Origin of the sequence: Corynebacterium sanguinis (genome assembly GCF_007641235.1) — a bacterium.
In the GTDB taxonomy this organism is placed as follows: domain Bacteria; phylum Actinomycetota; class Actinomycetes; order Mycobacteriales; family Mycobacteriaceae; genus Corynebacterium; species Corynebacterium sanguinis.
On the sequence record NZ_CP038157.1, the window covers coordinates 1,217,426 to 1,240,767 of the forward strand.

The following is a 23,342-nucleotide window of genomic DNA, read 5'->3' on the forward strand; positions in this document are numbered from 1 at the left end:
CCTTGTGCACCCTGCACTTTTCTTGGTTTTTGGGGGAATGAAACAGTGCCCCGCGACGCGCACCCATCTCAGAAACTGTTCTGCCAACACCCCGGAAGCATAGACGCGCTCGCGTCGCTGCTCGCTGACGCCGGCTTTCATCCCCTGCCCCGGGTTGTCTCCATGCCCGAGCGACGCGAGGTAACGGCGGGATTTCACCTCGATCCTGACCCGAGGCTCGCGGACCTTGCCCGACATCTGAAAGGGAGGTTCCCGCAGCTCGGTTTCTGGCCGCTCGTCGTCGAAGGCCCGATCTCTAGCCCTGATCAGGTGGACGACGTGCCGGATGGTGGAGTTGTCCTCCGGCGCCTCGCCGCGTGCGTGTTCGCCCCCGACATTCTGGAGCAAGGCTGGGATAGCGTCGACAACTATTCGCCCGTTTTGCGCAGGGGACAGGACGACTGGGACTTTTGGTGGGACTAATCCGCTCGCTTGTCGACGCCCCGCTGCCAACAGCCCACCGCCGCAGCTGGTGCGAAGCCGAGCTGCTCGTTAATCGCCAGCATCCACTGGTTTTCTCCGGCGTTCCAGGTGTAAACGCGTTCAACGCCCGGGTGTGCGTCGGCGAGCTGACGCAGATTCGCGGCCTTTACCCGCAAGCCAAGCCGTTTCCCTTGGTGGGCGGGGCGAACCAGGGTGTCTCCCTGAAAGCCAACGTCGGTGCGGCCAGCCTCCGGACACACGATCAGTGTGTGGGCAGCTACCTCCCCGGTAGCTCGCTCAACGGCGATCGTCCATACTATCGACCGGCCCATTGCTCGCTCGACGGCCTCAAATTCTTGAAGACGTGCGATGTCCCAGACCTCCGGCTCCATGTCGATGCCTCCGAGCGGCACGTCCGTGCTCATCGACGCCCGTTGCAGCGCCATCGCTTCCCGCCAGCGCTCCGGTGTCGGGCCGACCCAGGAGACGACGTCGTACTCGGGGCTTTTCGCCGCCACCTCATTCGCCCGTTCAACCACGTCGGCGACGCGCAGCGTGCTCACGAGCTCAACCTGCTCGAGAGCGAACCCGCGCGCTGCAAACCAATCGTTACTCGGGGTGCGGGGAAGTGTCCCCGTTCCCGTTTTCGGCGTCAACCCGGTGTCGGACAGCCGGGTTGGCGGGGTCCAGCACAAAAGCGTGCTGCGATCGTCGTCTGCGTGGTTGCCTATTGCGGCAAGAAGCGCATCCATCACGCCCTCTCCGTGGGCCTCGGGACGCAGGCGGAAGTCGACCGCGATCATGTGACGGTTGTCGGCTAAAGGCAACTCCACGTTCGCAAGACCGAGGCAGCGGTCGTGCTCGTACGCGAGTAGCATCGCGCGCTGCGCTCGCACCTGGTCACCGTAGACCGCCGCCAGCTCCCGCGCGGAGTAGGCGAGGTCGTCGTGGCCGAACTGAGCTGCCTCGTCGGCAGCCCAGACCGCGACGGCGTCGTGGGCCGCGGGCGAGGGGTTATCGGGGGTGCCCAAGTGCGAGTGGGGGATCACGTCCATGCCATCTAGGCTCGCACGCTGGTGAAAGGGCGCGCAACCGGATTCACCGGCCGCGCGCTGCGAGTAGTGTCGAGGATATGGGCCTGATTCGTTTAATCCTCAATATCATTTGGCTGATCACTGCGGGAATCTGGCTGTTTATCGCTTACATCCTCGCCGGGGTGATCGCGTGCATCTTCATCATCACCATCCCGTTCGGGGTGGCGTCGTTCCGCATTGCCAATTACGTCCTCTGGCCGTTTGGCCGCGAGGTCGTGCAAGTGGATGCGGGTGCGGCCAGCACGATCGGCAACGTCGTGTGGTTCGTTGTCGCTGGCCTGTGGCTCGCCCTCGGCCACGTGGCCACCGCGGTGGTGCAGGCTCTGACCATCATCGGCCTCCCGCTGGCCTGGGCGAACCTGAAGCTCATCCCGGTGACCTGCTTCCCGTTTGGCAAGGAGATCGTTAGCTAGCGCCAGAGCTCGAGGCGGATCAGCGTGATATCGCCTTCCTTAACCAGGGCCAGCTCGTCCTCGGCCGCGCGCTGCTGCGGCACGACCCGCTTCTGGATGCGCAGCTGGAACTTCTTCTCCTCGCCGTCGACCTCGACCTCGCCGAGGGAGGTGTAGGTGTTGTGCTCCTGAACGTCGACGGAGGTGACCTTGGCGTCCGGGTTCGTGCCCGTGCCGTAGACGTCGAAGACGGGCTCGCCGGTGGAGAAGTCTGCGCCGTGGCCGCCGGTGAGGATCAACGAAATAATTTCGCGCACGGCGACGGGATCGGCCGTGAGCTGTGCGACGGAGCGCTCGCCGAGCTCGGAGTGCGTCATGGGGGTCAACTCGTCGTCAAGCGCCTCACCGGCCTCGCGGTAGGACAGGCCGAGCTGCGTGAGGTTGCCCTCGGAGTCTTCGCCTACAAGAATTTCAATGCCTACCTTGCCGTCGGAGTCGACGGCGCGGTAGGAGCCGAGTTGCTTCGCAATCAGCGAGTACTTCTGGGCAATTTCGTCTTTGCTGGGGTTGAGTTCTGCGTCGTAAATCTTTGCTTCAGCCATTAGCTTTTCACCATTCTCTTGATTGCTTTCATTGCTTCCTCCACCTTAGCGTCCACAGCGTCGGCCGCTACTTGGTCGCCGGAAGCGCTGGCCCCGGTAACGGCCCCCGCGACGCAGTGTTTGAGGTGCTCGTCGAGAAGCGAGAGCCCCACGTTTTCCAGCGCGGAGGTGATCGCGGAGATCTGGGTGAGGATGTCAATGCAGTACTGGTCGGACTCGATCATGCGCTGCAACCCGCGAACTTGCCCCTCGATGCGCTTGAGGCGAGCGGAGTAACGGTCCCTGTCGTGGCTGTAGCCGTGGTTGTGCTCGGTGGCGGGAGTAGTCATGGCCGAAACTCTACATGGCCTGCAGGTTTGTTCCATGTTCTCGCGCTGGTTTATGATGATCGGGCTGCCTCAACGCTTTTGTTTTGGTGCGCTTGGCCCCCATCGTCTAGAGGCCTAGGACTCCGCCCTTTCACGGCGGCAACACGGGTTCGAATCCCGTTGGGGGTACTCGAGCCCCACGGTTCGAACAAAATAAATACGGCCCTGTGGCGCAGTTGGTTAGCGCGCCGCCCTGTCACGGCGGAGGTCGCGGGTTCAAGTCCCGTCAGGGTCGCAATACACAAAAACGGTCGAGGAAGCACCTCGGCCGTTTTTCGTTTGTCGGGCAAAAGGCGCGAAGAGCTGGCGATTTGTGCTCGCTCAAGCGCTCTGTGTAGAGTGAACACTCGTGCACAACGCGGTCTTGAGGGTCGCGGAAGAGCGCGAAAATTACACAGTTGGCCCTGTGGCGCAGTTGGTTAGCGCGCCGCCCTGTCACGGCGGAGGTCGCGGGTTCAAGTCCCGTCAGGGTCGCCGAATCGCTTTGTGATGAGGCGGTTTACGGCCAGATAGCTCAGTCGGTAGAGCACACGCCTGAAAAGTGTGGGGTCGCCAGTTCGATCCTGGCTCTGGCCACACCTGCACATCCCCTTCACCTAGGTGGAGGGGATGTTTGCATTTACGGCACGCTGCGCCGGAGTTCACTAGGGTGGGTGTCACATCACCCAAGTGAAAGGATCAAACCATGGCAGATCAGACCGTCAAACTGAACGAGGGCCAAAACCGCTATGAGATTTTCGTCGACGACAAGGTCGCCGGGTACGCAGCATTTCGCGAGACGGGCGAGGGTGTGCGCGATTTCAACCACACCGTGATCCAGCCCGAGTTTCGCGGCCAGGGCTTGTCGACGCCCCTGATCCAGCATGCGCTTGACGACACCCGCACCGCCGGCAAAAAGATCATCCCGACCTGCTCGGCGGTGGCTCACTTTCTGAGCAAGAACGAAGGTTACCGCGACCTCGTCGCCAGCTAGCAGTTAAATCATGTAGCTGCCGGGGTCGACGTAGTGGTCCGGGTCGACCAGGTGCGTCTTCTCGCCTTGCATCCGCTTGCGGTGCTTCGCGGGGACCCCGGTGGCAATCGAGTGGGGCGGAACGGACTTGGTAACCACCGCGTTCGCGCCCACAGCGGAGCCCTCGCCGATGGTGATGGGCCCGAGCACCTTGGCGCCAGCCCCGATGGTGACGTTGTCCTCGATCGTGGGGTGGCGTTTCGTCTGTGTGAGCACCTGTCCGCCGAGGGTGACGCCGTGGTAGAGCATGACGCCGTCGCCGATTTCGGCGGTCTCGCCGATGACGATGCCCATCCCGTGGTCGATGAAGAAGCGCCGGCCGATGGTGGCGCCGGGGTGGATCTCGATGCCGGTCAGGAAGCGGTTGAACTGCGCGAGCACCCTCGCCGGGCCCTTGAAACCCTTGTTCCACATCGAATGGCACACGCGGTGGATCCAGATCGCGTGCAGGCCCGAGTACACGATGGCGTTCTCCACGTCGCCGCGCGCGGCCGGGTCGTGCAGGCGGGCGTTGTCGAGGTCTTCCTTGATCGTCGCCGTGATCCTTCTCAGCACCTTTATCATGGTGCTCGAGCTTATCAGCGCGCGTGACGACGCCCGAAGGGTCGCAACGCTTTTGATTCACAATAAAAGAAAATCGACGCCCGGCGAAGGGGCGTCGATAAGCGAAAAAGCGGCTCTTAGTCGCGGATGTCCTCGTAGAGCGGGGTGGAGATGTAGCGCTCGCCGAAGTCGCAGACGATGAACACGATGGTCTTGCCAGCGTTTTCGGGGCGGGATGCGACCTCGAGCGCGGCCTTGAGGTTTGCGCCGGTGGAGATGCCGCCGAGAATGCCCTCCTCGCGGGCGAGCTCGCGGGACGCGGCGAAGGCGTCTTCGTTGGAGACGGTGATGATCTCGTCGACGATCTCGCGGTTAAGGGTGCCCGGGATGAAGTTGGCGCCCATGCCCTGGATCTTGTGCGGGCCGGCCTCGCCCTTGGTCAGGAGAGGGGAAGCGGCGGGCTCGACGGCGACGAGCTTGACGTCCGACTTCTTCTCCTTGAGGTACTTGCCGGCGCCCGAGATGGTGCCGCCGGTGCCGACACCTGCGACAAGGATGTCGATCTCACCGTCGGTGTCGTTGAAGATTTCCGGGCCGGTGGTTTCGTAGTGCATCTGCGGGTTGGCCTCGTTCTCGAACTGGCGGGCCAGGATCGCGTTGTCGGTGTTCTCGACGATCTCGTTGGCCTTCTCCACAGCACCCTTCATGCCGGCGGCGCCCGGGGTCAGCTCGATCTGCGCTCCCAAGGCACGCAGGACGACTCGGCGCTCGGTGGACATCGTCTCCGGCATGGTGAGGATTACCTTGTAGCCCTTGGCTGCGCCGGCGAGCGCGAGTGCGATGCCGGTGTTGCCCGAGGTGGCTTCGACGATGGTGCCGCCCGGCTTGAGCTCGCCGGACTTCTCTGCGGCTTCGACGATTGCCTTGCCGATGCGGTCCTTGACGGAGTTAGCCGGGTTGTAAAACTCCAGCTTGGCCAGCACGCGGGCGCCGGTGTCCTTGGACACGCGCTGCAGTTCAACGAGCGGGGTTCCGCCCACAAGGTCGAGTACGTTAGCGGCGATCTTTGCCATGATTGCTCCTTCGAAGTGTTTGTCTAGGGGGTTGGTTCCCCTGATCCTTTGTCAATCGTAGCCCATTATACACTCGTTAGGTAGACAAAGCAGTATGTTCTCTTTGAACCACTCGGTATGGGGGAATTGACGCTATGGCACCGTAACCGTTGTGAAATTTGGCTACCCCCAAAAGTGCGATATGCTTCAGACAGTTATACGTCAACTTGAGGCAGGACACCTCCCCCCGGCGGGGACACCCACACGGGTGGGCCTAGATGCTTAGGTGAGGTCCGTGAGGAATGTGATGGACGCTCAAACGATCAGGGACGAGGACGACGCAATCCGCGCCGCCCTTACGACGTTGAAGACTGCCACCGGGATCCCCGTGGCCATGTACGGAACGCTCCTGGCCGACAACCGCATTCAGATCACCCAGTGGATCGGCCTGCGTACCCCGGCGCTGCAGAACCTGGTCATCGAACCGGGCGCCGGCGTCGGTGGCCGCGTTGTCACCACCCGCAGGGCCGTGGGTATTTCTGACTACACACGCGCCAACGTCATCTCCCATGAGTACGACCGCCAGATCCAGGACGAGGGGCTGCACTCGATCGTCGCGGTGCCAGTGATCGTGCAGCGCGAGATCCGCGGCGTGCTCTACGTCGGCGTGCACTCGCCGGTCCGCCTCGGCGACAAGGTGATCGAGGAGGTCACCATGACCGCCCGCTGTCTGGAGCAGGACCTGGCCATCAACGCCGCGCTGCGCCAAACCGACGGCGGCAAGGGCGCGGCCAAGGCTGGGCGAGTGATGAACAGCGCGGAGTGGGAGCAAGTGCGCTCCACGCACTCAAAGCTGCGCATGCTGGCTAACCGCGTCACCGACGAAGACCTGCGCAAAGACCTCGAGCAGCTGTGCGACCAGATGGTGTCGCCCGTGCGGATCAAGCAGACGACTAAGCTCTCCGCCCGCGAGCTCGACGTGCTCTCCTGCGTGGCACTCGGCCACACCAACGTCGAGGCGGCCGAGGAAATGGGCATTGGCGCGGAAACCGTGAAGTCCTACCTGCGCAGCGTGATGCGCAAGCTCGGTGCGCATACCCGCTACGAGGCGGTCAATGCCGCCCGCCGCATCGGCGCTCTGCCGTAGCCGCGTTTCTGTACGCTAGGGGCCGTGAAAGAACGATTTCTGGTCCACGGTGGTATTCGGCTCGAGGGCGTCGTGCGTGTCGACGGCGCCAAGAACAGCGTGCTCAAGCTCATGGCGGCCGCGCTGCTGGCCGAGGGCACAACCACCCTGCACAACTGCCCTGAAATCCTCGACGTCCCCCTGATGCGCGACGTCCTTGTCGGCCTCGGCTGCGGCGTAGAAATCGACGGCCCCGTGGTCCGCATCACCACTCCCGCGGCTGTCTCGCCGCACGCCGACTTCGAGGCGGTGCGCCAGTTCAGGGCCTCAGTGGCCGTCCTCGGCCCGCTGGTCGCACGGTGCAAGGAGGCCTACGTCGCGCTGCCGGGCGGCGACGCGATCGGTTCGCGCCCCCTGGACATGCACCAATCCGGCCTGGAGAAGCTCGGCGCGACCACCCACATTGAGCACGGCGCTGTCGTCGCCCGCGCGGAGAGGCTCACTGGAGCATCGATCTCGCTCGACTTCCCATCCGTGGGAGCGACCGAGAACATCGTCACCGCAGCAGCGCTTGCCGACGGCCGCACCACCTTAGAAAACGCCGCCCGCGAGCCTGAGATCGTCGACCTGTGCGACATGCTCAACTCTATGGGCGCGCGCATTTCGGGAGCCGGCAGCTCCACCATCACCATTGACGGCGTGGACAAGCTTCGGCCGACCGAGCACGTCGTGGTGGGTGACCGCATTGTTGCCGGCACGTGGGCCTACGCCGCGGCGATGACGCAGGGCGACATCACTGTTGGCGACATCGCCCCGCGCCACCTCCACCTGGCACTGTCGAAGTTGAAAACCGCGGGGGCGGACATCGAGACCTATGACAACGGCTTCCGGATCCGCCAAAATCAGCGCCCGAAGGCAGTTGATTATCAGACGCTTCCTTTCCCGGGCTTCCCCACGGACCTGCAGCCCATGGCAATCGGTATCGCCTCGATTGCCGACGGTGTGTCCGTGATTACGGAGAACGTCTTCGAGGCCCGGTTCCGCTTTGTGGATGAGATGCTGCGCCTCGGTGCCGACGCCAACGTCGATGGGCACCACGTTGTGCTGCGCGGGGTGGACACGCTGTCTTCCACGGACGTGTGGGCCTCCGACATCCGCGCCGGCGCAGGGTTGGTGCTTGCCGGACTGGTTGCAGACGGTGTCACCACGGTGCACGACGTCGCCCACATCGACCGCGGCTACCCCAGGTTCGTGGAGAACCTTGTGGCCTTAGGAGCGAACGTACAGCGCGAATCGGGGCGCTAGAAAACCCTGTTTTGCCTGGGGGTTTGTGTTTGGTTGTGGGGGTGTGTAACTTTGTGTGAGTCAGCGAGACCGACAACGCCCCGCCGGAGTGAGTTCTGGTGAGATGGCGGACAGGAAAACTACCGCTGGTGCCTCCTTTGATTGGTTGCGATTAGTGTCGCGGCTGGTTGGGTGTGCGTGTGTTGTGTGAGAACTCGATAGTGTGCCAATGTACTTTTTTGTTTTTGTTTGTGGTTTGTTGTGGTGTGCATTGTGGCGTGCCTGGCCTGCACTGTGGTGTGGGTGGGTGTGTGCTGGTGGTGGTGTCGTGAACCTTTGATGGCGATGTCACCCTGTGGCGCACGTTTTGTGTCATGGTGTGCGGTTTGATCGTAATGAATCGCGGGTGTGGCCTTGTTTGATGCATGGGTTGTGTGGTTTTCCTCGTCGGATGCGCATGGTCTGTGTTGGGGTTGCACGGTAAATATTTTTGAATTGAAGGTTTTGCCAGTACTGCCTCGCGGGTTTTTCTTGTGGGGTGGTGTGGTTTGTTTTTGTTGGGTTTGGGCTTTTCACGAGTTCTGAATTTCTTCTTTTTTGTGGAGAGTTTGATCCTGGCTCAGGATGAACGCTGGCGGCGTGCTTAACACATGCAAGTCGAACGGAAAGGCCACAGCTTGCTGTGGTACTCGAGTGGCGAACGGGTGAGTAACACGTGGGTGATCTGCCCTGTACTTCGGGATAAGCTTGGGAAACTGGGTCTAATACCGGATAGGAATCACATGTGGGTGTGTGGTTGGAAAGCTTTTGCGGTATGGGATGAGCTCGCGGCCTATCAGCTTGTTGGTGGGGTAATGGCCTACCAAGGCGTCGACGGGTAGCCGGCCTGAGAGGGTGTACGGCCACATTGGGACTGAGATACGGCCCAGACTCCTACGGGAGGCAGCAGTGGGGAATATTGCACAATGGGCGCAAGCCTGATGCAGCGACGCCGCGTGGGGGATGACGGCCTTCGGGTTGTAAACTCCTTTCGTCAGGGACGAAGCGAAAGTGACGGTACCTGGATAAGAAGCACCGGCTAACTACGTGCCAGCAGCCGCGGTAATACGTAGGGTGCGAGCGTTGTCCGGAATTACTGGGCGTAAAGAGCTCGTAGGTGGTTTGTCGCGTCGTTTGTGTAAGTCCACGGCTTAACTGTGGGATGGCAGGCGATACGGGCATAACTTGAGTGCTGTAGGGGAGACTGGAATTCCTGGTGTAGCGGTGAAATGCGCAGATATCAGGAGGAACACCGATGGCGAAGGCAGGTCTCTGGGCAGTAACTGACGCTGAGGAGCGAAAGCATGGGTAGCGAACAGGATTAGATACCCTGGTAGTCCATGCCGTAAACGGTGGGCGCTAGGTGTGAGTCCCTTCCACGGGGTTCGTGCCGTAGCTAACGCATTAAGCGCCCCGCCTGGGGAGTACGGCCGCAAGGCTAAAACTCAAAGGAATTGACGGGGGCCCGCACAAGCGGCGGAGCATGTGGATTAATTCGATGCAACGCGAAGAACCTTACCTGGGCTTGACATACACCAGATCGGCGCAGAGATGCGTTTTCCCTTGTGGTTGGTGTACAGGTGGTGCATGGTTGTCGTCAGCTCGTGTCGTGAGATGTTGGGTTAAGTCCCGCAACGAGCGCAACCCTTGTCTTATGTTGCCAGCACGTGATGGTGGGGACTCATGAGAGACTGCCGGGGTTAACTCGGAGGAAGGTGGGGATGACGTCAAATCATCATGCCCCTTATGTCCAGGGCTTCACACATGCTACAATGGTCGGTACAACGCGTGTGCGACACTGTGAGGTGAAGCTAATCGCTCTAAAGCCGGTCGTAGTTCGGATTGGGGTCTGCAACTCGACCCCATGAAGTCGGAGTCGCTAGTAATCGCAGATCAGCAACGCTGCGGTGAATACGTTCCCGGGCCTTGTACACACCGCCCGTCACGTCATGAAAGTTGGTAACACCCGAAGCCAGTGGCCTAAACCTGTTAGGGAGCTGTCGAAGGTGGGATCGGCGATTGGGACGAAGTCGTAACAAGGTAGCCGTACCGGAAGGTGCGGCTGGATCACCTCCTTTCTAAGGAGCTTATATTTTTTACACACCACACTTATTCTGACTGTGTTGGGGTGTGTGGTGTGGTGGTTGAGGTGCCGAGTGTGTGCCTGCCACCTGTTTTTTAATTGAAATGTCCAGTTGTGGAGACACCCGCTACTGGCACGTGGGGTGCTACTTCGATGGTGGGCCTGTGATGCGTGTTGGTGGTGTGTGGGTGCGCCACGTGTTGGTGTGCACTGAATGTGATGAACCGTGTGAAGCAAACAAAAACGCGTACGGCTGGCACCTACTCTGCTGTTTTTTGTGGTGGTTGGGTGTGGTTGTGTGGGAAGTTGTTGGCATGCTGTTGGGTGTCTGGGGCAGCACGTGTGTTGTTTCCTTGTGATCCTGGTGTCTCTTGCTTGTGTGCGTGTGTGCACGGGTGGGGGGGTTGGGGTGTGGTGTGTGAGAACTGTATAGTGGACGCGAGCATCTTTATTTTTTGTGTGTGTGTTTTGTAGTGTTTTTTATCAAGGGCGTACGGTGGATGCCTTGGCATGCTGAGCCGATGAAGGACGTGTGAGGCTGCGTTATGCCTCGGGGAGTTGCCAACTAAGCGTTGATCCGAGGATGTCCGAATGGGGAAACCCAGCACCAGTTGTGTGGTGTTACCCGCAGGTGAATTCATAGCTTGTGTGGGGGTGTACGCGGGGAAGTGAAACATCTCAGTACCCGCAGGAGAGGAAAATAATAATGATTCTGCTAGTAGCGGCGAGCGAACGTGGATGAGGCTAAACCATGTGCGTGTGATACCTGGCAGGGGTTGCGTGTGTGGGGTTGTGGGATGTGATTGTTACCAGGGCTGTCGACTTGGTGCGTGTGTGTTGTGTGTTAGCGGAAGTCACTTGGGATGGTGCGCCGTAGTGGGTGAGAGCCCCTGTACGTGAAAACATGCAATGTGTGCGTTGATTGTGTCCCGAGTAGCAGCGGGCTCGTGGAATCTGCTGTGAATCTGCCGGGACCACCCGGTAAGCCTAAATACTCAGTGTGACCGATAGTGAATAGTACCGTGAGGGAATGGTGAAAAGTACCCCGGGAGGGGAGTGAAATAGTTCCTGAAACCGTGCGCTTACAATCCGTCAGAGCACCTCGTGTGTGTGATGGCGTGCCTTTTGAAGAATGAGCCTGCGAGTCAGCGGCATGTCGCGAGGTTAACCCGTTGTGTGGGGTAGCCGTAGCGAAAGCGAATCCTAATAAGGGTGTGTTAGTGGCATGTCCTGGACCCGAAGCGGGGTGATCTACCCATGGCCAGTGTGAAGCAGCTGTAAGAGGTTGTGGAGGCGCGAACCCACTTAGGTTGAAAACTGAGGGGATGAGTTGTGGGTAGGGGTGAAAGGCCAATCAAACTCCGTGATAGCTGGTTCTCCCCGAAATGCATTTAGGTGCAGCGTTGTAGTAACTTGCCGGAGGTAGAGCTACTGGTTGGTTGAGCGGGACTATCATCTTAGCAATGTCAGCCAAACTCCGAATGCCGGTTTAAGTGTTCTATGGCAGTGAGACTGTGGGGGATAAGCTTCATAGTCGAGAGGGAAACAGCCCAGATCGCCGGTTAAGGCCCCTAAGGGTGTACTAAGTGGAAAAGGATGTGGGATCGCGAAGACAGCCAGGAGGTTGGCTTAGAAGCAGCCATCCTTGAAAGAGTGCGTAATAGCTCACTGGTCGAGTGGTTCTGCGCCGACAATTCAGTGGGGCTCAAGTACACCGCCGAAGCCGCGGCACACTATTTTTGTGTGGGTAGGGGAGCGTCGTGTATGGGGTGAAGCAATACTGTAAGGGGTTGTGGACTGTACACGAGTGAGAATGCAGGCATGAGTAACGAGTGATAAGTGAGAATCTTATCCGCCGGATGACTAAGGGTTCCTGGGTCAAGTTCGTCTTCCCAGGGTGAGTCGGGTCCTAAGGCGAGGCCGACAGGCGTAGTCGATGGTTAACGGGTTGATATTCCCGTACCCGTGTATATGCGCCCAAGGGTGAATCGGTGATACTAACCACCCTGACCGCACCATATGATGATCCCTTCGGGGGTTGGTCGGTGGTGTGTGATGCGTGGGGCCTGAACCGTAGTAGCCCAGTGATGGGGTGACGCAGTGAGGTAGCCTAGCCACTTATTGGATTGTGGTGTAAGCGTGTGGCACGACGATGAGTGAAATGCTTGTTGTCACAAAGTGTGAGGCGTGATGCGTAGCCCCTTAAGGGGTGATGTAGGTGATCCTGTACTGCCGAGAAAAGCCTCTAGCGAGTGTGTACACGGCCCGTACCCGAAACCGACACAGGTAGTCAGGTAGAGAATACTAAGGCGGTCGGGTGAACTGTGGTTAAGGAACTCGGCAAAATACCCCCGTAACTTCGGGAGAAGGGGGACCTCTACCGGTGCGCAGCTTTTACGGTTGTTGTGCTGGTGGGGGTCGCAGAGAATAGAGGGGAGCGACTGTTTATCAAAAACACAGGTCCGTGCGAAGACGTGATGTTGATGTATACGGACTGACGCCTGCCCGGTGCTGGAAGGTTAAGAGGACCTGTTAGAGCCCTTGTGGTTCGAAGCGGAGAATTTAAGCCCCAGTAAACGGCGGTGGTAACTATAACCATCCTAAGGTAGCGAAATTCCTTGTCGGGTAAGTTCCGACCTGCACGAATGGCGTAACGACTCCCCTGCTGTCTCAACCACAGGCCCGGTGAAATTGCAGTACGAGTAAAGATGCTCGTTTCGCGCGGCAGGACGAAAAGACCCCGGGACCTTCACTATAGCTTGGTATTGGTGTTCGGTGCGGTTTGTGTAGGATAGGTGGGAGACTGTGAAGCCGTCACGCTAGTGGTGGTGGAGTCGTTGTTGAAATACCACTCTGACCGTAGTGGATACCTTAACCTTGGCCCATGATCTGGGTTGGGGACAGTGCCTGGTGGGTAGTTTAACTGGGGCGGTTGCCTCCCAAAGAGTAACGGAGGCGCCCAAAGGTTCCCTCAGCCTGGTTGGCAATCAGGTGTAAGAGTGTAAGTGCACAAGGGAGCTTGACTGTGAGACGTACATGTCGAGCAGGGACGAAAGTCGGGACTAGTGATCCGGCACCAACGTGTGGAAGTGGTGTCGCTCAACGGATAAAAGGTACCCCGGGGATAACAGGCTGATCTTCCCCAAGAGTCCATATCGACGGGATGGTTTGGCACCTCGATGTCGGCTCGTCGCATCCTGGGGCTGGAGTAGGTCCCAAGGGTTGGGCTGTTCGCCCATTAAAGCGGCACGCGAGCTGGGTTCAGAACGTCGTGAGACAGTTCGGTCTCTATCCGCCGCGCGCGTTGAAACTTGAAGAAGGCTGTCCCTAGTACGAGAGGACCGGGACGGACGTACCTCTGGTGTGCCAGTTGTTCCGCCAGGAGCACGGCTGGTTGGCTACGTACGGAAGGGATAACCGCTGAAAGCATCTAAGCGGGAAGCCTGTTTTAAGATGAGGTTTCTTTTGAGGTTCCCCACAGACTATGGGGTTGATAGGCCAGATCTAGAAGACGGGCAACCGTTGAAGGTGACTGGTACTAATACACCAACAAAAAACACAAACACCACACCAAAAGTGTGTGTGCGACGCGTCCACTATGCAGTATCTGACACACCACACCCCCCACCACCGTTAACAGCACGGTGGCAGTGTCACAACAGCAATAAAATATGTGTACCCCACGATTGTGTCGGTGGTTGATGGCGGCGGGGAAACGCCCGGACCCATTCCGAACCCGGAAGCTAAGCCCGCCCGCGCTGATGGTACTGCCCCCGGGAGGGGGTGGGAGAGTAAGTTACCGCCGACCCAACAACTTAACAACAACAATCGCACCCCCCAACCAAGCAGGGCCACCCACACCAGGTGATCTGCAGAGTCGGGGGGTGCGTTCTGCTTTTGCCCACTACACATGGGTTGCCTGATTGGTTCCTCCAGCAAACTACGCCACCGCAGAGTCGTGCCGCCTTTGACCCGGCCGACCCAGCACGCCTTTAGGGTGTTTCTCACGGCTAGTCCGCATGGCGGACTCCACCGACTCCGCCACCACAGAGTCAGGATGGCGCTATGGTCCGCATTGCGGACTGCGCCACGGCAGAGTCGGGAACAAATTCATCGAGCCGGCTCAGTAAAGCGAGCACGAAGTATTCACAACTCTGCAGCGGCAGAGTTAGGTGGCGTTTCCCGAAGCCGTTTCGTTGTGCGCCAACATACTTCGCTCTCGGCTCGTCCACACTGCGGACTCTGCCACGGCAGAGTGAGATGATGCTCGAACCAACGCATCGCTCGATCCACGAGCGCTCCACCCCCTGCCACTCCGCATCGCGGACTCCGCCAACTCCGCCACGGCAGAGTCGAGGCGGCTGTGAACCGGCCGGCCCAATCAATCGAGGAGCGCCCTCCCTAGCTGAATCCGCATTGCGGACTCCGCCACGGCAGAGTCCAGCCGGTTGGAGTTAGCCAGATCGCGGACTCCGCCACGGCAGAGTCGAGCCGCCGCTAAGCTAGCCGGCCCAGTAAATCCAGAGAGGCCCTCCTTGCTGAGTCCACTGGCGGGCTCCACCGACTCTGCCACGGCAGAGTTGGGAACGGGTCCATCGAGCTCGCGCGGTAAAGCCAGCACGGCGGGCTCCACCAACTCTGCTGCTGCAGAGTGAGAAGCACCAGTCCGGGAGTCCACAGGCACGCGCATCGCTCCGGTCCCGCCCACGGGATTCTCGCCGCGGGTTCCCGGCAGGCAACTCTGCATCGGCAGAGCCCGGCCCCCCTCGACACCCACGGGCTTCGCCGTGGCAGAGTTTGAGCGTCGATAAGCAAGTGCTCCCATCCCCGCGAACGGCTTGAGGAGCGGAGATACCTACGGCCACATGTGTACCGGTTGCGACGTTGTGGGGCTGTCCCACGTAGCATGAACCGGAAGAAATATTTGGCACAAGGTGAGGCGGGTCCAAGGCTATGGCGAAACATCGGGCGGAAGACAGACTCGGGCAGCAGGATGAAAGATCGGAGGCTGCGGCTCGAGCGGTTGAGCTGTCCAAGCAGTACGGTTCGGGTGATACCGCGGTCGTGGCGCTCGCCGGTGTGACGGTCGAGTTCGCGCGCGGGCAGTTCACCGCGATCATGGGCCCGTCGGGCTCGGGTAAGTCGACGCTGATGCACACCATGGCGGGTCTTGATTCATTCACCTCGGGGGCGGCGTACATCGGCAGCACCCAGTTGTCGGGGTTGAACGACCGCGACCTGACGGATTTGCGTCGTGACCGCCTCGGTTTCATCTTCCAGTCGTTCAACCTGGTGCCAACGTTGACTGCCGCGGAAAACATCACGCTGCCGTCGGACATCGCTGGTTGCGAGGTGGACAAGGCTTGGTTCGATGAGATCACTACGCGGCTTGGCCTTGCGGAGCGCCTGTCGCACCGCCCGAGCGAGCTCTCGGGTGGTCAGCAGCAGCGCGTCGCGTGTGCGCGCGCGTTGGTGAGCCGGCCGGAAATCATCTTCGGCGACGAGCCGACCGGAAACCTTGACTCGAACTCCTCGCGCGAAGTTCTCCAGATCCTGCGCACGGCGGTGGATGAGGACGGCCAGACCGTCGTTATTGTCACCCACGACGCGCGCGCGGCCTCCTACGCCGATCGGGTTATCTTCCTTCGCGACGGCCAGATCGTCGATGAGCTGTGGAAGCCGACGATGGAGTCCATTCTGCAGGTCATGTCGGGGATTGAGGGCTAGATGCGATCCGCTATGACTCGGGTTTCGCTGCGCAACATTGTCGCGCACAAGCTCCGCCTCGCTCTGACGGTGCTCGCGGTCGTCCTCGGCACGGCGTTCATCGCCGGGTCGCTCATGTTCACGAACATGCTGGGCAACACCTTCGACAGCGCGGTCAGCTCCCAGTTCGAGGGCGTCGACGCGGTCGCCGCCCCGGGGGAGGAGATGCAGGCCATCCCGAACGACGTGGTGGATGAGCTGCGTGGTGGTCCGGGCGTCGACAAGCTTAATGTTGAGGCGAGCCAGACGGTGGTCGCGGCGACGACCGACAACAACCCCATCCAGACCGGCCAGGGCACGTCGACGGCCGGCATTTACTACCCGCCGGCGGAGGCGGCCGGGCAGGCGCCGAGCATCGCTGAGGGCCGGGAGCCGACGGCGCTGGGCGAGGCGATCGTCAATAGCAACGCCGCCGAGAAGTACGGCATCGCGCTCGATCAGGAACTCACTGTCGTCGACACAATGGGGCGCGAAACGTACCGCATTGTCGGGCTTTACGACGACGACATGACCCCCAGCTCCTCCCTCGCCTTCCAGGTCAGCCCCGAAACCTACAGCCAGTTCTACACTGACGGCACTTCCGTGCCCAGCGTTTCGCTGTCCGCGGTGGATGGCACCACGGCGCAGCAGCTTGTCGACGATCTGCGCAACGCCCACCCCGAGCTGAAAATCGACACCGGCGAAGTGCTGGCGGAGGAAGCCACGAAGCAGATCCGCGACGCCTTAAGCTTTGTCAGCTACTTCCTCATCGCGTTCGGCCTGGTTGGCCTGCTCGTGGGCACGTTCCTGATTGCGAATACTTTCTCCATGATCGTTGCGCAGCGCACGAAAGAGTTCGCGCTGCTGCGCGCGCTGGGGGCGTCGCGACGCCAAATCACGCGCTCCGTCACGATCGAAGCGTTCATCGTCGGCCTGCTCGGCTCGTTCCTCGGCGTCGTCGCAGGTGTCGGCTTGGTCGCCATCATCAAGGCAGTGATGGGCGCCAACGACATGCCCCTGCCCGAAGGAGGGCTTGGCTTATCGACGCGCGCTGTGGTCGTTCCGGTCGTCGTCGGCGTCATCGTCACCATGATCTCCGCCTGGGCACCAGCGCGACGCGCGGGCCAGGTGCAGCCGGTGGAGGCGATGCGGGCGAGCGAGTCGTCGTCGCCCCAGCCGCTGAAGATCCGCACGATTATCGGCACAGTCCTGATCGTTGCGGCGATTATTGCCGCGGCGGCGGGCGTTCTGTGGGAGGACGGGACGACCGCGAATCGCGCGATCCTCGTCGGAGTTGCCGCGGTGGGTGTTATCGCGGGGCTGTTCCTCGCGGGACCGGCATTCTCGCTGCCCATTGTGCCGCCGCTCGGGCGCCTCATCGGTGCCCCGTTCGGGGCGATGGGTCGGCTTGCCTCCACCAACACGCGGCGCAACCCGCGCCGCACCTCGGCGACCGCCTTTGCGCTCATGCTGGGCATCGCGCTGGTCACTGTGATCGGCATGTTGGGTGCGACCATGAAACAATCCATCGCGGACGTCACCGAGAACGAAATCACCGCGGACTACGTGCTCACCGGGCCGCAAAACGGCTCCTTCCCCATTCCGCCGGACCTGCCGAGCAGGCTTGACGACGTCGACGGGGTGGGCGACGTGGTCGCGTACTCGGAGGCGCCGATCGCCATTAACGGTGAATTTGGTTACCAGTTCGGGCCTTACGGCGCGTCGCCGGTGTTTTCCGGCGACCCCACAAAGCTGATGAAGCTTGAGATGCTCCAGGGCACCTCCTCGGTCGAGGGGGACACCATCATCGCCCCTGAGCCGTGGGCGACGGAGCGCGGATGGAACCTCGGCGACAAGGTCACGCTTACCGCCCCGGGTCTGACACCGGCTTCCGTGGAGGTGACGATCGGCGGCATCTTCGCAGAATCGAACACGGTCAGGGCACCGGCGATTGGCTACGAGACCGCGCAAAAGGTGGTGCCCGCCGAGGCCCTCAGTATCAACATGGTCGGGGTCAACGGCGACGGCACGGTCGATCCCGAGCAGCTGCGCGCCAACCTCGAGGAAGAGGTTCGGCCCGACATCATCGTGCAGGTGCGCTCGACGGAGGAAATGGCCGGGCAGGTCACGGGCCTGATCGACCAAATGCTGTTCATCCTCTATGCGCTGTTGTCGCTTGCGGTGATCATCGCGGTCCTGGGCATCGTGAACACGCTGACGCTGTCGGTTATTGAGCGTCGCCAAGAGATTGGCATGCTGCGTGCCGTCGGAAGCCGGCGCGGGCAAATCAGGACGATGATCATTCTCGAATCCGTCCAGATGGCAGTCTTCGGTGCGCTGCTCGGAATCCTCATGGGCCTTGGGCTTGGATGGGCCTTCCTCACCGTGCTCTCCGGACAGGGCCTCGAGGACATTGTCGTGCCGTGGGCACTTATCGGCACCATGCTCGGCGGCACGGTTGTGGTCGGCATCCTCGCTGCGCTATGGCCGGGGCACCGGGCGGCGAAGACGCCGCCGCTGGACGCTATCGCGGATTAGCGGTGGCCCCTTGTAGGGCCCGGAGAGTGTCGCACTCCGCCGTGGCGGAGTCGGTAATCGTGGTTGTGCTGTTGCTGACGGTGGTTGGGGCAGGCAGAATTAGTTGTGTTTTTTGGCTTCGCGACAATGTGGGGGTTTGTCGGTGCGTCGGTGTGGTGTGGTTGTAGTCCTGTTTGGGGTTGTTTTAATCTCGGGGTGTTCGGCGACGGCGGATGTGACTGTTTCGGGGGAGACAAGTGTTTCAGAGCCGGTGGTGTCGGAGTCTGATTCGGCGGGGCCTGCTGCGTTTCATTTTGACAGTGGCGACCTGATCATCGGGCCGTTTAACCCCGAGGAGGTAAAGCACAACCTCTTCAATCCGTGCACGGAAATCTCCGATGCGGAGTTTGCGGCGGCGGGACTTGTCAAGAGCGACGTGCAACCGGGAACCACAACAGTTCAGTTTGTGAAGGGTTGCTCGGTCGAAACCAATGACCCGTATAAAACGATCCTTTTGGTTACCAATGCCGCAGATAAGAACATAATCTTAGCTTCTTCGCCAGAATTGGGTTCACCCATTTCTGAACCACCCGAATCTTTTGCTTACGGTTCAACTGATGGAAGCGACGATATGTGTGACGTGGCGGTTGAGACCGACAGAGGAACCTTTTCGGTAAGCATCGGCACTTTAAAGAGCGGTACAGATGCTGACACTCTATGCGAGGAAGCGGGGGAGCTGCTTAATCGTCTTTTCGTAGCCAACAATCTTTAGATGCTCACTATGTTGTGCAGCGGGAGTGGGGTGGTTGTTAGCAGTAATACCTAGTATTTGCATTGTCACAAATTTGTCGCTCGTCTCAATGAACGAGCTGGCTATTTTACGAGGTGGGGGGACATGATCGGTCGTATGATCTTCGAACAAGGCGCAGTCGAGCACGCGGTAATCATGCTGAAGCAAATTGGGGCTTTGGCAAGCAAGGAGACTCTCCTCGCTAAACGACCAGACCTCACCGGCTTTTCTCCCGTGTCGGGTCTTGACGAGTCGGGTGTGTCGCATGGGCGTGTGTCGTCGGTGAGTCGGCCGGAGGCGTTGAAGGCGTTGGCTGCTCATGTGCTGGATGCGGCGGTGTTGCTTGAGGCGAATTTGGATAGCGTAATTGGTGCTGACGGGGCGTTTTCGCAGATGGTCGGCAGTATTGGTCTGTCGGGTGTGTTAGGTGCGCCGGCGTCGGCGGTTGATGTGGATATGAAGATGGCGCAGGTGGAGAACCCATCGACGAACCCGTTTGTGTTCGGGCGGCCGGTGGCGGGGTTTGTTGCGTCGTTGCCGGTGTTGCATGGCCAGTTTCAGCTCACGGATCCGGCGTTGGCGGTTTCCGAGGCTCAGGCTTGGCAGTCGACGGCTGCGAATGTATCTGAGGTGGTGTCCCGGTTGGATGCGGTGGTGGCGTCCTTGGTGTCGTCGGCGGAGACTGCGTGGGTGGAAAAGGCTATTGACCGGGTGCGTCGGATTCAGTGGGCGGGGGGCCAGTTCGCGGCGCATGCGTCGGCGATGGGGGTTCATGCCGGGAATCTGGCGGCGGTGGCGTCGTCGGAGAAAGCGACAGCGGCTGCCGCGTACGCGTCGTGGTTGGCGGCGCCGGTAGAGGCGAAACCGGTGCTGGAGCAGGCGTATATGGCGGCGTTTCCTCCGCGGTTGAACACGGGCCTGATGCCGACGGTGCCGTCGTTTAACCAGTTGCTGCCAGCGTTGGATGCGATGCCGGTGACGCCGTTTTCGCCGGAGGCGATTAAGGTTCCCGCTGCGCCGTCGTTTGAGCGCATTGTCTTGCCGCGGGTTGTTCAGGACGCGATGGTGGCTAACGGGTTTGGTGATATGGCGTACGCGAGCACCCCGCAAGAAGTTATTGCCGCTGTGCCGGGAGGAGATGTGGCTGCACTCGGTGGGGTGTCACCGGTGAGTCCTGTCACACAGGCCGCCTCTGTGGCAACTGTGCCGCAGCTAACCCCGTCGGCGCAGTTGGCGTCGGCACCGCAAATTTCACCCGGTGCGACTGCTTCCGGGGGTTATGGTGCGCCGGCGGTTGGGTTGACCCCGGCCCTGAGCCCGCGTGGTGGTCTCAGTGCTGTTCCGGGTCGTACAGCTGGTCATTCGGGTGCGCACCGGGGTGTTGGTGGCAGGCATGGTGTGGGTTCAGCTGCGGGCGCGGGTGCGGGTTCCGTGGTCGGACTCGTTGGCCGCGGCGCGAGCACGCCTTTGACCGCAGCTACTCCGCTCGCCGGATATGCCCCGAACACCCCAGTCGCCACGACCGGTTATGGCGCCGCATCGACTGCAAACGCAGCTCAAACCATCAATCACGCGACAGCATTTGGTGGACCGATCGGTCCGGGTGGGCACGGTGCTAATGGTGGGTCGCGTAAGCGTCGCGTGCGGGCGGTAACCAGCGCGGTGGAACGCAACGGCAACCTCCGCGCCCTGCTCGGTGATGCCCCCGCAGTACTGCCCGACGTTATCGGCGACGACGTCCGCACCCCACGACACACAATCTAGGACGCGAGGCCCACACCCGATGTCAGGTAGCCGAGGTACGCGCCGCCAGCACCCAGAACCGCGGTTGCCACGGCGTACACCCCGGCCCGTCGCCAGGCCTGCTCCTTGACAAGCTGCCCGAGCTCTTTCGCAAGCGTGGACCACGTCGACAGCGCCCCGGCGAATCCGACACCGAGAAACACCTGCCACCGGGGTTCCAGACCGAGTGAGAGCCCGATCACGATAGAGGCGAACAGGTTGGCCAGCAGCGTTCCCGTCAGCCCCCCGGGGATGCGGCTGAGCCCCCAGCGGGCGAGCCCGCCGAGGAAAGCGCCGACGGTGACGGCCCCGGCGGGCATCAATACGAAGATGATGGCCAGGGAGATTATGCGGTGCCCCTGGTGCGGGTGCGCAGGGCGTCGCCAAGCAGCCATGCCCCGACGCAGACCACGAAGTAGACCGCGAGCAGGGCGATCGCACCCAGGGGCGAGCTGAGCGCGGCGGCGATGGCGACGCCGGAGAACGTCGTGAAGCCGCCTAAGAAGCCGGTCCCCCAGAACTTGCCGGGAGCGAAGAAGCCCATGGCCAGACAGCCGAGGACGTTGACCAGGTGGATGCCGTCGAGCGGCACGGGGAGTACGACGGGGAGCGCGAGGGTGATTGCCCACCTGGTCAGCGCGCCGAGCGTGGCACCGGCACCGACGATGAGGGCTTCTTTCACGAACGCTCACCTTACCCCTCGCAGCCGCGGATCCGTGGCGAAAACCGGCGGGTGCGGGAATGATTGATGGCGTTACCTATCGACGCGAAGGAGCATTTCCGACATGACACACGAACGCGCGGGTCAGCCCGCCCAGCCGAGCGACCTGATTGACATCGCCGAGGTCGTCTCTGCGTACTACACCCGCGAGATTGACCCGGACAATCCCGACCAGCAGGTTGCGTTCGGCACGTCCGGGCACCGCGGGTCGTCACTGGACAACGCGTTTAACCAGCAGCACATCTGGGCGATTACGCAGGCGATCGTGGATTACCGCCGCGACAACAACATCGGCGGACCGATCTACATCGGGCGCGACACCCACGCGTTGAGCGAGCCAGCCATGATTTCGGCCCTCGAGGTGCTCATCGCCGGCGGCATCGAGGTGCTTGTCGACGCCGCCGGCGCCTACACCCCGACCCCCGCGGTCTCGCACGCGATCCTGCGACACAACGCCGCGCTCAGCGGCGGCGTGACCGGCACGGACCCGAAGCGTGCCGACGGCATCGTGATCACGCCCTCGCACAACCCGCCGCGCGACGGTGGTTTCAAGTACAACCCGCCCAACGGCGGGCCGGCGGACACCGATGCGACGGATTGGATCGCGGCGCGGGCCAATTCCTACATCGGGGATGGCTTGCGGGGCGTGGAAAGGGCGTCGATAAGCGGCGTGCTCGATGAGCGGGCCGGAAAGTTCGATTTTATGGGCTCCTACGTCGCTGACCTGGCGAACGTGGTCGACATCGACGCGATCCGCTCAAGCGGGCTGAGAATCGGCGCGGACCCGATGGGCGGGGCCAGCGTGCACTACTGGCAAGCCATCGCCGAGACCCACAAGCTCACCCTCACCGTGGTCAACCCGCTTGTCGACGCCACCTGGCGGTTCATGACGCTGGACACGGACGGCAAGATCCGCATGGACTGCTCCAGCCCGGACGCAATGGCGTCGCTGGTGGCCAGCCGCGACAAGTTCGACATCGCGACGGGCAACGACGCGGACGCGGACCGCCACGGCATTGTCACCCCCGATGCCGGGCTGATGAACCCGAACCACTACCTGGCGGTGGCGATTGAGTACCTGTATTCGCACCGCCCTTGCTGGGGCGAGCGCACCGCGGTGGGCAAAACGCTGGTGTCGTCATCCATGATCGATCGCGTCGTGTCCTCGCTGGGCCGTGAGCTCGTCGAGGTTCCCGTCGGGTTCAAATGGTTCGTGCCTGGGCTTATCGACGGCACCATCGGCTTCGGCGGCGAGGAATCCGCGGGCGCTTCGTTCCTGCGCCACGACGGAACCGTGTGGTCGACCGACAAGGACGGTCTGATCATGGACCTGCTCGCAGCCGAGATCACCGCCGTAACCGGGGACACGCCGTCGCAGCGCTACCGCGTGCTGGCCGGGAAATTCGGCGAGCCCGCCTACGCGCGTATCGACGCCCCCGCCAACCGCGAGCAGAAAGCCACCCTAAAGAAGCTCTCCCCGGAGCAGGTCACCGCGACCGAACTCGCGGGGGAGGAGATCACCGCGAAGCTTACCGACGCCCCCGGCAACGGCGCCGCCATCGGCGGGCTCAAGGTGACCACGGAAAGCGCGTGGTTCGCCGCGCGACCGTCGGGAACCGAGGACAAGTACAAGATCTACGCCGAAAGCTTTAAGGGCGACGAGCACCTCGCAAAGGTACAAGAGGAGGCCCAAGCATTAGTTTCCGAGGTACTTGGGCAGTAGCTCACAG

The 23,342-nt window shown here is 61.3% G+C and carries 17 protein-coding genes, 4 tRNA genes and 3 rRNA genes; 17 read left to right on the forward strand and 7 right to left on the reverse strand.

Features of this window, described 5'->3' with window-relative positions; genetic code table 11:
- The first annotated feature begins 45 nt into the window (after window positions 1–45).
- Complete coding sequence (locus tag E3227_RS05920; RefSeq protein ID WP_144317879.1) at window positions 46–462, forward strand: hypothetical protein; 417 nt, start codon at window positions 46–48, stop codon at window positions 460–462.
- Here the strand turns inward: E3227_RS05920 and E3227_RS05925 are convergent.
- Window positions 459–1,517, reverse strand: coding sequence for a hypothetical protein (locus tag E3227_RS05925; protein ID WP_144317880.1), 1,059 nt, complete (start codon window positions 1,515–1,517; stop codon window positions 459–461). The genes E3227_RS05920 and E3227_RS05925 overlap by 4 nt on opposite strands.
- Window positions 1,518–1,594: 77 nt before the next feature.
- Here E3227_RS05925 and E3227_RS05930 point away from each other — a divergent pair, with 77 nt between their 5' ends.
- Window positions 1,595–1,969, forward strand: coding sequence for a YccF domain-containing protein (locus E3227_RS05930; protein WP_144317881.1), 375 nt, complete (start codon window positions 1,595–1,597; stop codon window positions 1,967–1,969).
- On the opposite strand, the gene E3227_RS05935 is transcribed toward E3227_RS05930, so the two are convergent.
- Window positions 1,966–2,550, reverse strand: coding sequence for a CG0192 family protein (locus E3227_RS05935; RefSeq protein ID WP_144317882.1), 585 nt, complete (start codon window positions 2,548–2,550; stop codon window positions 1,966–1,968). The two genes, E3227_RS05930 and E3227_RS05935, sit on opposite strands and share 4 nt — an antisense overlap.
- Window positions 2,550–2,879, reverse strand: a complete 330-nt coding sequence (locus tag E3227_RS05940; protein WP_144317883.1) for a metal-sensitive transcriptional regulator — start codon at window positions 2,877–2,879, stop codon at window positions 2,550–2,552. The genes E3227_RS05935 and E3227_RS05940 overlap by 1 nt, the downstream gene beginning before the upstream one ends.
- 95 nt (window positions 2,880–2,974) lie before the next feature.
- On the opposite strand from E3227_RS05940, the gene E3227_RS05945 reads away from it, so the two are divergent.
- The 5 genes from E3227_RS05945 (at window position 2,975) to E3227_RS05965 (ending at window position 3,891) form a co-directional block, all read left to right on the forward strand.
- Window positions 2,975–3,047, forward strand: a tRNA-Glu gene (locus E3227_RS05945).
- 32 nt (window positions 3,048–3,079) lie between these two features.
- Window positions 3,080–3,153: transfer RNA gene (locus E3227_RS05950), tRNA-Asp, on the forward strand.
- A 165-nt stretch (window positions 3,154–3,318) separates the two neighbouring features.
- Window positions 3,319–3,392: transfer RNA gene (locus E3227_RS05955), tRNA-Asp, on the forward strand.
- A gap of 29 nt (window positions 3,393–3,421) precedes the next feature.
- A tRNA-Phe gene (locus E3227_RS05960) sits at window positions 3,422–3,494 on the forward strand.
- A 109-nt stretch (window positions 3,495–3,603) separates the two neighbouring features.
- A complete protein-coding gene (locus tag E3227_RS05965; protein ID WP_136648873.1) occupies window positions 3,604–3,891 on the forward strand; it encodes a GNAT family N-acetyltransferase in 288 nt (95 codons plus the stop codon).
- A 3-nt stretch (window positions 3,892–3,894) separates the two neighbouring features.
- On the opposite strand, the gene epsC is transcribed toward E3227_RS05965, so the two are convergent.
- Entirely contained in the window at window positions 3,895–4,494 is a 600-nt protein-coding gene (epsC, locus tag E3227_RS05970; RefSeq protein ID WP_136648872.1) for a serine O-acetyltransferase EpsC, read from the reverse strand.
- A gap of 116 nt (window positions 4,495–4,610) precedes the next feature.
- A complete protein-coding gene (gene cysK, locus E3227_RS05975) occupies window positions 4,611–5,546 on the reverse strand; it encodes a cysteine synthase A (RefSeq protein ID WP_144317884.1) in 936 nt (311 codons plus the stop codon).
- Between the two features lie 286 nt (window positions 5,547–5,832).
- Between cysK and ramA the strand changes: the two genes are divergently transcribed.
- From ramA to E3227_RS06020, 9 genes are all read left to right on the forward strand, one after another.
- Window positions 5,833–6,672 carry an acetate metabolism transcriptional regulator RamA gene (ramA, locus tag E3227_RS05980; protein ID WP_136648870.1) on the forward strand — a complete coding sequence of 280 codons (840 nt, stop codon included), beginning with the start codon at window positions 5,833–5,835 and terminating at the stop codon, window positions 6,670–6,672.
- Between the two features lie 24 nt (window positions 6,673–6,696).
- The gene (gene murA, locus E3227_RS05985) at window positions 6,697–7,956 is read left to right on the forward strand and encodes a UDP-N-acetylglucosamine 1-carboxyvinyltransferase (protein WP_144317885.1); all 1,260 of its coding nucleotides are present in this window, start codon (window positions 6,697–6,699) and stop codon (window positions 7,954–7,956) included.
- 575 nt (window positions 7,957–8,531) lie between these two features.
- Window positions 8,532–10,052, forward strand: a 16S ribosomal RNA gene (locus tag E3227_RS05990).
- A 478-nt stretch (window positions 10,053–10,530) separates the two neighbouring features.
- A 23S ribosomal RNA gene (locus E3227_RS05995) occupies window positions 10,531–13,619 on the forward strand.
- A gap of 128 nt (window positions 13,620–13,747) precedes the next feature.
- Window positions 13,748–13,865: ribosomal RNA gene (rrf, locus tag E3227_RS06000) — 5S ribosomal RNA — on the forward strand.
- The 16S, 23S and 5S rRNA genes sit together here, the layout of an rRNA operon.
- Window positions 13,866–15,010: 1,145 nt before the next feature.
- On the forward strand, window positions 15,011–15,784 hold the full coding sequence (locus E3227_RS06005; RefSeq protein ID WP_144317886.1) for an ABC transporter ATP-binding protein: 774 nt from the start codon (window positions 15,011–15,013) through the stop codon (window positions 15,782–15,784).
- Window positions 15,785–15,796: 12 nt separating this feature from the next.
- Window positions 15,797–18,340, forward strand: coding sequence for an ABC transporter permease (locus tag E3227_RS06010; RefSeq protein ID WP_246062631.1), 2,544 nt, complete (start codon window positions 15,797–15,799; stop codon window positions 18,338–18,340).
- Between the two features lie 214 nt (window positions 18,341–18,554).
- Entirely contained in the window at window positions 18,555–19,091 is a 537-nt protein-coding gene (locus E3227_RS06015; protein WP_170228641.1) for a DUF3558 family protein, read from the forward strand.
- A 123-nt stretch (window positions 19,092–19,214) separates the two neighbouring features.
- Window positions 19,215–20,873 (forward strand): hypothetical protein, encoded by a 1,659-nt coding sequence (locus tag E3227_RS06020; protein WP_144317889.1) that lies wholly within the window; start codon window positions 19,215–19,217, stop codon window positions 20,871–20,873.
- Here E3227_RS06020 and E3227_RS06025 read toward each other — a convergent pair.
- Window positions 20,870–21,286, reverse strand: a complete 417-nt coding sequence (locus E3227_RS06025; RefSeq protein WP_144317890.1) for a fluoride efflux transporter FluC — start codon at window positions 21,284–21,286, stop codon at window positions 20,870–20,872. The two genes, E3227_RS06020 and E3227_RS06025, sit on opposite strands and share 4 nt — an antisense overlap.
- Complete coding sequence (locus E3227_RS06030; protein WP_144317891.1) at window positions 21,238–21,573, reverse strand: CrcB family protein; 336 nt, start codon at window positions 21,571–21,573, stop codon at window positions 21,238–21,240. Before E3227_RS06030 ends, E3227_RS06025 begins: the two co-directional genes overlap by 49 nt.
- Window positions 21,574–21,676: 103 nt before the next feature.
- Between E3227_RS06030 and pgm the strand changes: the two genes are divergently transcribed.
- A complete protein-coding gene (pgm, locus tag E3227_RS06035; RefSeq protein WP_144317892.1) occupies window positions 21,677–23,335 on the forward strand; it encodes a phosphoglucomutase (alpha-D-glucose-1,6-bisphosphate-dependent) in 1,659 nt (552 codons plus the stop codon).
- The last annotated feature ends 7 nt before the right edge of the window (window positions 23,336–23,342 follow it).